Below are 9,036 nucleotides of genomic sequence, written 5' to 3'. Positions count from 1 at the left end.
CGATACGGACAAAACAGGGACACTGACCAAGAATGAGATGACGGTTCGGCGACTGTGGATTCCTACAACTGAGATTAAAGTCACAGGAGTAGGGTACGAGCCTACTGGAGAGGTACAAATTCCTTCTGGGTGTATGGAATCACACGTAAACCTGCTGTTGGTGGGTTCGGCTCTGTGTTGCAATGCCCGCCTGAAGCATCCAGCCGGTTCTAGTCAATGGCAGGAGATTGGCGATCCCACTGAAGCTGCTCTCCTGGTAGTTGCCCTAAAAAAGGGACTGAATCTTGAAGAACTACAGCGTCAACTTAAGAGAATTCAGGAAGTTCCGTTTGATTCGCGCCGACGGATGATGAGTGTCCTTCTACAAAGAAGTTCGGATGATTTGGATTTAGGGTTTGAGTTAGAAGGGCAATCGTCCCAGATCAAAACGCTAACGGCTCCCTATATAATTTTTACAAAGGGATCGCCATTGGACGTGCTGCAACACTGTCAACAAATTCTCAGAGATGGGCGTATAGAAGAATTATCAGAAGCAGAAAGGGCAGAGGTGACTGCTGCTAATGATGGATTTGCAAGGAGAGGTTATCGAGTTCTGGGAATTGCCACCCAGCAGAAAGAGGAGCAAGAGGCAAAAGGTGCGCAGGAATTGGAGCAAAATCTGATCTTTGTTGGCTTGGTGGCAATGATTGATCCGCCAAGAGAAGAGGTTGCAGAGGCGATCGCTCAATGCCATCAAGCAGGTATCCAGGTGACGATGGTGACAGGGGATTATGGACTAACAGCAGAAGCGATCGCCAAGCAAATTGGTTTAGTAGATGGTAAAGCCAGGGTTGTTACCGGCGAAGAAATGGGACATCTATCGGATGCCCAGTTGCGTCAGATCTTGCAGCAAAAATCCGGGCTAGTCTTTGCTCGTGTGATGCCTGAACAGAAATTAAGACTGGTTCAAGCGTATATCGGAATGGGTCATATTGTAGCTGTGACAGGTGATGGAGTCAATGATGCTCCAGCCTTAAGATCTGCTAATATCGGTATTGCGATGGGTATGAGCGGCACAGACGTGGCGCGGGAAGCGGCTGATATCGTGCTGATTGATGATAACTTCGCCACCATCGTCATGGCGATCGAGCAGGGACGATCTGTATATCAGAATATTCGTAAGTTTATCACCTACATTTTGTCATCCAACATGGCAGAGTTTATCCCCTTTCTGGCGATGGTCTTTTTAAAGATTCCTCCAGCTTTGGTAATTCTGCAAATTCTGGCGATCGATCTAGGCACAGATATGGTTCCCGCCCTAGCGTTGGGTGCAGAAGAACCGGAAGCAGGCATCTTGCTTCAACCACCCCGCAAGAAGTCGAAACCCTTACTGGATATGTCTTTACTCTTGCGTGCCTATTGCTTTTTAGGGTTGCTGGAAGGATTGGCGGGAATGACAGGTTTTCTGCTGGTTTGGTGGGCAAATGGCTACGGGATTACTGAGTTGCAAGCGATCAATTTGCCTATTCTTGCACACTCGGCGAATGCTACCCAGATGGCAATTTATCATCAAGCAACAACTGTTACGCTGGCGGCGATCGTTGCTTGTCAGGATGGTAATGTTTTCGCCTGCCGAAGTGAGCGCATGTCGATTTTTCGCTTAGGCTTTTTTAGCAACCCCTTGATTTGGTTAGGCATTGCTGTTGAGTGGGTACTTATACTATCTATTATTTATGTCCCATCCTTACAAAAAATTTTTGGGAGCGCACCCCTATCTCTCGTGCAATGGTCGTTGCTAATCCTCTGCCCACCACTAATACTGATGGCTGATGAAGTAAGAAAGCAAATTATTCACAGATAGGCGATAGCGAACGCGAGCGTTATGGACTGATCACCTTAAATATTCAGCTTGTTTTTCAAGATTTAAAAAAGTTAAATATGGAAATCTTCAAGGAATAATTTGTACTCACACTTTAGCAGATGATCACGGTTTTGGTTTAAAAAAGTGTTGAACAACTTAAACAGAATATTAATTACTATTTACTATATAGAGAAATTTTAAATCTTTTGTGAGTTATAATATATATAGAAACAGCGATAACGCTACACGTTGAGAGGCAACCAATATGGATGCCAATGAAGTTTTAAGACGATATGCAGCCGGAGAAAGAAATTTTAGAAAGGTAGATTGGCGAGGGATAAGTTTAGTTAAAGCAAATTTGAGTGGGGTAGATTTGACTGGGGCGCATTTGAGCAACGCAGATTTGAGCTACTCAGATCTCAGCGGGGCTAATCTGAACTGGGCTGGACTCAAAGGGGCTAATTTCAAGGGGGCTAATCTGAGGGATGCAAAAATGCCCGATGGCAAAATGCATAATGATCTCTTAGAATCTGCAAATTACTTTGCATAATACCTGATAATAAATCCGCCGTTGATGAGCGGTGCCGTTAATCTAAAGGCACCGCTTATTGCTAGATAATACACAGCAATACTTGCTTTAAAGATAAAGGCTAAACCAAATACAAACAAGCTACTTTACACGTATTTGAGCTACAGCAATTTCAGTATAGATTACGCTTAAATACTAACAATTACTTTTCATGTCCTAGTTAACCAAATCAACCAAGAAATGAAACAGCACCTTGTTATCCTGTAGGAGAAAAGATGCTAAATTATTGCCCTCTACCAGTTCACTCCTTTATGGAATGAATTACCCAGAATCTTTAGCATTAGTTCCATATGCAATCTCTATCGGAGTGGCTATGTACCCAAGGAATAGATTTCCTACTAATCTTTCATCCCTCCAAGGGCTGCAAGTACTAGTTGTAGATAGTAGTGTCGATTGCTGCAATTTAATTACAGTGTTGCTGCAATCCTATGGTGTTGAAGTGCAACAAGCGTTTTCATGTAAGCAAGCTCTGGAAATATTTGGGCAATGGCAACCTGATGTCCTTGTGAGTGAAATTGCCTTGCCGCTTGAGGATGGTTATACCCTGATTCAACAAGTGAGAACCACAAGGGGAGAACGAGGGAAAACGGTACTAGCCATTGCTGTGACAGGGTATGACAATGAAAAGATGCTTCAATCCGCTCTGGATGCTGGATTTGACCTGTGGTTCACTAAACCCTTTGATTTTGATGAGTTCCTTGCTGTGCTTAACTGCTTAGGGATTTGTCAACAGTCCTCATATGCGATCGCTCAAGGGATTTTGGGTGAGGTGTCTAGATATCGGGGACTAAGTCCTGAAAAGCAGTTATATCGGGCATTTTCAAGCAAGCATCACCATGTTTCAATGGTTTGAAAAACTATCAACAAATCAATGTAATTTCGTTCTGGAGATTAAAAAAAATGTCTTTTACTATCGAGTCTGCACGCTTAATTTTTCCTAACACTAAAGTTGCTAATGCGGTTCCAGCTACGGTTGAATCATTCAATCAACTCAGTGCCGAGGATCAGTTGGCTTTACTTTGGTTTGCCTATACCGAGATGGGAGTTACAATCACTCCCGCTGCTATGCAGGTAGTCAACATAGTTTTCGCAGAAAAAACCCTGACTCAAATCAAGCAGATGTCTGCTCATGAGCAAACGCAAGTTATGTGCGATCTGGTTAACCATACTGATACGGAGATCTGCCGGACATATTCATCTTTCGGCACGAATGTCAAATTGGGCTTTTGGTATCAGTTAGGCGAGTGGATGAAACAAGGAATCGTTGCTCCCATTCCAGAAGGTTATAAACTTTCTACCCAGGCATCAGATGTGCTCGAAGCTATCCGTCTAATTGAAGGCGGTCAGCAACTCAGCATATTACAGGATATTGTCGTCAACATGGGGTATGCCTATGCCCCAACGGTTGGCACTCAAAAAGTCAAAAAGCCTGTGGTTCCACCTAAAGATCCTGCACCCCGAGCTAAGGTCAGCATTGAGGGCATCGACAACTTTACAGTCCTAAGCTATATGGAGAATATGAATGCCTTTGACTTCAAGGCTACTGTGGCTTTATTTACTGAAGACGGTGCGTTGCAACCCCCTTTCCAAGAACCAATTGTTGGTCATGAGTCTATCCTTGCCTATATGCGTGAAGAATGCTATGGACTCAAGCTAATTCCTGAGCGGGGGGTATCTGAGCCAGCACAAGGAGAGTTCACTCAGATTAAAGTGACTGGCAAAGTGCAAACTCCCTGGTTTGCTGACAGTGTTAGTATAAATTTAGCATGGCGTTTTTTGCTCAATCCCCAAGGCAAGATTTTCTTTGTGGCGATCGACATGCTGGCATCTCCCCAAGAACTACTAAAACTAGGCGTTGTAAGCTAGAAGAGTTTGAAAGTGATGAACTTTGCGTTTTAACCCTGAGCGATGCTCCGGTTAATGGATTCGATCAGTAATGCTGCAAATACTATTTATTGGGACAGCAACTACCTATAGTTGTTGTCCCGTAACTTGTTAGATGTAGTTTATACACAGTAGTATATAGAAAATTTACAGCATTATTTATTTTACTTTGCAATAAATGTTGCAATTTTGTTACAAAAGTGTTAAGTTTAGTGTACATGAGATCAAAAAAACCAAAAGTAGAGCTTATAGAAAGCGGTTTAGTAATTGAAGAATTCGGTAGGCTGAACGACTACGCCATCGAACCCGAAGAGTACGTGATGGATGAGCCTCAGTTTAGTTTTACTAAGTGATTGGAGAATCATTATGTCCAAATTCCAAAAAAGCAACAAAGAAGCCAAAAAAGCCAAAAAGCAATCTGACGGTACTAATAAGCAAAAGAAAGACCCTAACAGACGTGATGGATTTGTAACACGTATTAGTAAAGAGTTCAATAACTAATACAACATCAAATTGACAGTTTTCAAAGTAATGGAGTTAGAGAAAGCACCATGGAAGATATCGAATTAACTTTAGAGCAAGAATTTAACCTCAGAAATTTTACAGATCAAGTGCGACAAATGTCCCGCGAACAAGCTCAAGAGTTCTTAATCTTGCAGCATAAGCACATGATGATTCGGGAAACGACGTATCGAGAGCTTCTCAAACAAGAGTGGAAATTAGGTCTGGACTTTGCCCCACTGTAAAACCAGTGAGATAATCCTTACTTTGTGCAATTAAAAAAAAACTTGGAATATTAACCATGTCAGCTAACACAAACATCACCTCCTCAATGAAAGATAAGCGTAATGCTTGGATCTGGGGATTTACACCTCAAACTGAACTTTGGAACGGTCGTTTTGCGATGATTGGCTTCATATCTGCCGTCGTGATTGAAATAGTTTCTGGACAAGGTTTGCTTCACTTCTGGAGTATTTTGTAAGTCAATGCCGATTAAAACAGAACAACCAACTCCTAACCCTTCTCGCCGGTTTGGTAGCATCTTTCTGGCGCTGGGGGCTTTATTCCTAATCGCAAATTTTATATTGCCTTTTGTCTTAGGTCCTCAGATTCCCGGTGTTCCCTATAGCCTGTTCATTCATCAGGTTGAAGCAGGGGAAGTTGCACGGGTGCAAGTTGGTCAAAACGAGATTCAATTTCAATTGAAAACGGTCAACGACCAAGCGGGATCTGTATTCTCTACTACACCCATTTTTGATTTGGGATTGCCCAAGTTGTTAGAACAAAAGGGCGTTGAATTCGCCGCAGCACCTCCGCCCAAGAATGGATGGTTTACCAGTCTTTTGGGCTGGGTGGTTCCGCCGCTAATTTTTGTCGCAATCTGGCAGTTTTTTGTTAGACGAGGTGGTGGTGGACCCCAAGGTGTTCTCTCTATTGGTAAGAGTAAAGCCAAAGTATATGTAGAGGGGGAAGCTGCCAAAACGACCTTTGCAGATGTGGCTGGTGTAGAGGAAGCCAAGACTGAATTGGTCGAGATTGTGGATTTTCTCAAGACTCCAGGACGCTACACCCAGATTGGGGCGCGGATTCCTAAGGGAGTGCTCTTGGTCGGTCCTCCAGGTACTGGTAAAACGTTGCTGGCTAAAGCAGTGGCTGGGGAGGCAGGCGTGCCGTTCTTCAGTATCTCTGGCTCTGAGTTTGTAGAACTTTTTGTTGGTGTGGGTTCTTCACGAGTCCGCGATCTGTTTGAGCAGGCAAAGAAACAGGCTCCTTGCATTGTATTCATTGATGAACTGGATGCGATCGGCAAATCTCGCAGCAGTGGTGGGTTCTACGGTGGCAATGATGAGCGGGAACAGACACTTAACCAGTTGCTAGCAGAAATGGATGGGTTTTCACCAGAACAAGCAACAGTAATTGTACTAGCTGCCACAAACCGCCCTGAAGTATTAGATCCTGCTTTGTTGCGTCCTGGTCGATTTGACCGTCAAGTATTAGTTGATCGCCCTGAACTGTCGGGGCGAGAAGCAATTCTCAAAATCCACGCTCGGAAAGTAAAGCTGGGTGAGGACGTGAATCTTAAGGCGATCGCGACTCGCACCCCCGGTTTTGCAGGTGCAGATCTGGCAAACTTGGTAAATGAAGCGGCTCTGTTGGCAGCCCGCAATCAACGCTCTTACGTTGCTCAGGAAGACTTTGCTGAAGCAATCGAGCGGGTGGTGGCTGGTCTGGAAAACAAAAGTCGTGTCCTCAACGATAAAGAAAAGAAAATTGTTGCTTACCACGAAGTCGGTCATGCCTTAGTCGGTTCTCTGATGACTGGGACTGGTCGAGTCGAGAAAATTTCTATCGTCCCTCGGGGTATGGCAGCACTGGGTTACACACTGCAACTGCCAACAGAAGATCGGTTCCTCATGGACGAAGCCGAACTTCGAGGTCAGATCGCCACCTTGCTTGGTGGACGCTCAGCAGAAGAAATTGTGTTTAACAGTATAACTACTGGTGCAGCCAATGATTTGCAGCGAGCGACGGATCTGGCAGAGCGGATGGTCACTACCTACGGGATGAGCAAAATCTTAGGACCACTAGCTTATCAGCAGGGACAGCAAGCCATGTTTTTGGGCAATGGTGCGCCTAATGCCCGGAGGGTAGCAAGTGAAGAAACGGCACAGGCAATTGATCGTGAGGTGAAAGAAATTGTGGAAACCGCTCATCAGCAAGCTTTGGATACACTTATGCGTAACCGAGACTTACTGGAGGCGATCGCCACTCAACTCTTAGAGACAGAAGTGATCGAGGGTGAGAAACTACACAGTTTGCTCTCACAGGTTCAATCTGCAAACAATTGATCAATACATATGAACAGTAGGGGCACGATAATCCGCGTGCCCCTACCTGTACGGCATCCAAACGAGAAACGCTATAGGTCATAAATTTTGCTCACTTTTAACTACTTCTCTCCCTTGAGATGGTTAAAACAACAGAAAAATTGGGTTACATTTGAAAGATATCTTTGGTTAGTGTAAGTATTAAATATGCTAATCGAGCCTAACCTCTACGCAATTACGGCATGAACAAACCAATCCTGGAAAAAATTGGTACTAAATCTGAGTCTGGGACTAATACACCGTGGTACGTGGCGGTGCATCCCCACCCTCTACTTAAAAAAAAATACTCGTACTCGATTGCCATCAATCACGTCTTAGAGCGTAACCCAGCTCCCATTGCTGACTTTGACTCGTGCCTGTTTGGGTGCTACGGCACACCAGAGCAAGCCATAGATGCTGGAGTAGAGCAAGTGGAAAGTGACTCACTTTAAACAAATAGGGGTTATGTAGGAGCTAACTGTTTGACTTTTTCTTCCATTGACGACATCAGCGATTGAAATGGCTGAATAAATTTGTCAATTCCTTCGTCTAAAACAAGAGACATCACTTCGTCCAAATTAATATTGATTTCTGGGTCTTTTAAATTGTCAATTAAGTGATGGGCTTCTTCTAGCCCAGTCTCAAGCCGATTAGCAATATCACAATGATCAGCACATGCTTCTATTGTCGCTGGAGGTAAGGTATTAACAGTATCCGGTCCCACTAACTCGTTCACATACATGACATCATTGTATGCTGGGTCTTTAGTGCTGGTACTTGCCCACAACAGTCGCTGTGGTTTTGCGCCTTTTTCTGCCAAGGCTTTCCAACGTTCATGGTGAATAATTTCTTTGTATTTTTGGTAAGCAATTTTTGCATTGGCGATCGCTACTTTACCTTTGACAGCAGTTAACTTCGCCTTTATAGATAAGTCGTCAGAACCAATTGTCTTAATTCTCTGTTCAATCAGTTTGTCAACTTGAGTGTCAATCCTGCTAAGAAAGAAACTAGCGACAGATGCTATTTTAGCAATATCTTGACCCTTGTTTACACGAGTTTCTAGACCTCGAATATATGCCCAAGCTGCCTCTTCGTAACTCTTCACAGAAAATAGTAGAGTAACGTTGACATTAATGCCTTCACTAATCACCTGTTCTACTGCTGCTGAGCCACTGAGAGTAGCGGGAATTTTAATCATTACATTTTCCCGCTCAATTTCGTGATAATAGCGCCGCGCTTCATCAATTGTAGCTTCTGTATCATTTGCGATAGTCGGGGGAACTTCGATACTTATATATCCATCTAATCCACCTGAAGCTTCGTAGATAGGGCGGAAAATATCACACGCATTGCGGATATCTTCAAAAATCAGGGATTCGTAAATCTTGTTTACAGGTAATCCTGCACGGATTCCGGCTTCAATATCTGCATCGTACAGTACATTTCTGGCGATCGCCTTTTCAAAAATAGCGGGGTTAGAAGTAATCCCGCGTATACCCCGACTCGTAATCATGCGTTCAAGTTCACCAGACTGAATCAAATCGCGGGTCAAATTATCCATCCAGATACTTTGACCGTAATCTTTAATTGTTAACAATGGATTGCTTGCCATATTTTACCACCAAATACGATTTCCGTTATCATCTACCCGCGCTTGCCGAATTACATCAGAGATTTCTTCTGCGTCTTTCACATGATGGAGTGCTTTTTTTTCACCGTTTGGGTATTCACTGGAGTTTGGACTAAAAGCTCAGACAGAAGCAAAGCACGGATAGAAGAAAAGATAAAAAATAGACATTAGTACTGAGGCGCGGATTGATTGTTAGAGAGGAAAGCAGTCAGAAGTTACACTGACT

At 43.7% G+C, this 9,036-nt stretch carries 10 protein-coding genes; 9 read left to right on the top strand and 1 reads right to left on the bottom strand.

The window, feature by feature from the left end; all coding sequences use genetic code 11:
* The 9 genes from G4P69_RS33930 to G4P69_RS33895 form a co-directional block, all read left to right on the top strand.
* Nucleotides 1–1,840, top strand: a 1,840-nt coding sequence (locus G4P69_RS33930) for a cation-translocating P-type ATPase (RefSeq protein ID WP_208354285.1), incomplete at its 5' end; no start/stop codon positions are given.
* A 265-nt stretch (nt 1,841–2,105) separates the two neighbouring features.
* Nucleotides 2,106–2,390: a pentapeptide repeat-containing protein gene (locus G4P69_RS33925; RefSeq protein ID WP_208354283.1), complete on the top strand. Its 285-nt coding sequence runs from the start codon at nt 2,106–2,108 to the stop codon at nt 2,388–2,390.
* Nucleotides 2,391–2,685: 295 nt separating this feature from the next.
* Nucleotides 2,686–3,282 carry a response regulator gene (locus G4P69_RS33920; protein WP_243903130.1) on the top strand — a complete coding sequence of 199 codons (597 nt, stop codon included), beginning with the start codon at nt 2,686–2,688 and terminating at the stop codon, nt 3,280–3,282.
* A gap of 47 nt (nt 3,283–3,329) precedes the next feature.
* Nucleotides 3,330–4,295, top strand: a complete 966-nt coding sequence (locus G4P69_RS33915) for an orange carotenoid-binding protein (RefSeq protein ID WP_208354276.1) — start codon at nt 3,330–3,332, stop codon at nt 4,293–4,295.
* Between the two features lie 384 nt (nt 4,296–4,679).
* Nucleotides 4,680–4,814: a hypothetical protein gene (locus tag G4P69_RS40135; RefSeq protein ID WP_279606323.1), complete on the top strand. Its 135-nt coding sequence runs from the start codon at nt 4,680–4,682 to the stop codon at nt 4,812–4,814.
* 50 nt (nt 4,815–4,864) lie between these two features.
* Nucleotides 4,865–5,059: an NblA/ycf18 family protein gene (locus G4P69_RS33910; RefSeq protein ID WP_208354274.1), complete on the top strand. Its 195-nt coding sequence runs from the start codon at nt 4,865–4,867 to the stop codon at nt 5,057–5,059.
* 56 nt (nt 5,060–5,115) lie between these two features.
* Nucleotides 5,116–5,295: a chlorophyll a/b-binding protein gene (locus tag G4P69_RS33905; protein ID WP_208354272.1), complete on the top strand. Its 180-nt coding sequence runs from the start codon at nt 5,116–5,118 to the stop codon at nt 5,293–5,295.
* A gap of 4 nt (nt 5,296–5,299) precedes the next feature.
* A complete protein-coding gene (ftsH4, locus tag G4P69_RS33900) occupies nt 5,300–7,162 on the top strand; it encodes an ATP-dependent zinc metalloprotease FtsH4 (protein WP_208354270.1) in 1,863 nt (620 codons plus the stop codon).
* Nucleotides 7,163–7,383: 221 nt separating this feature from the next.
* Nucleotides 7,384–7,632: a hypothetical protein gene (locus tag G4P69_RS33895; protein WP_208354264.1), complete on the top strand. Its 249-nt coding sequence runs from the start codon at nt 7,384–7,386 to the stop codon at nt 7,630–7,632.
* 11 nt (nt 7,633–7,643) lie between these two features.
* Here G4P69_RS33895 and tal read toward each other — a convergent pair whose 3' ends face one another.
* Nucleotides 7,644–8,792, bottom strand: a complete 1,149-nt coding sequence (gene tal / locus G4P69_RS33890) for a transaldolase (protein WP_208354257.1) — start codon at nt 8,790–8,792, stop codon at nt 7,644–7,646.
* Nucleotides 8,793–9,036: the final 244 nt, after the last annotated feature.

This window comes from Aetokthonos hydrillicola CCALA 1050 (assembly GCF_017591665.1).
Classification (GTDB): domain Bacteria; phylum Cyanobacteriota; class Cyanobacteriia; order Cyanobacteriales; family Nostocaceae; genus Aetokthonos; species Aetokthonos hydrillicola.
Note: the sequence above shows the minus strand (reverse complement) of the source record. Positions and strands in the feature narration are given on the sequence as shown.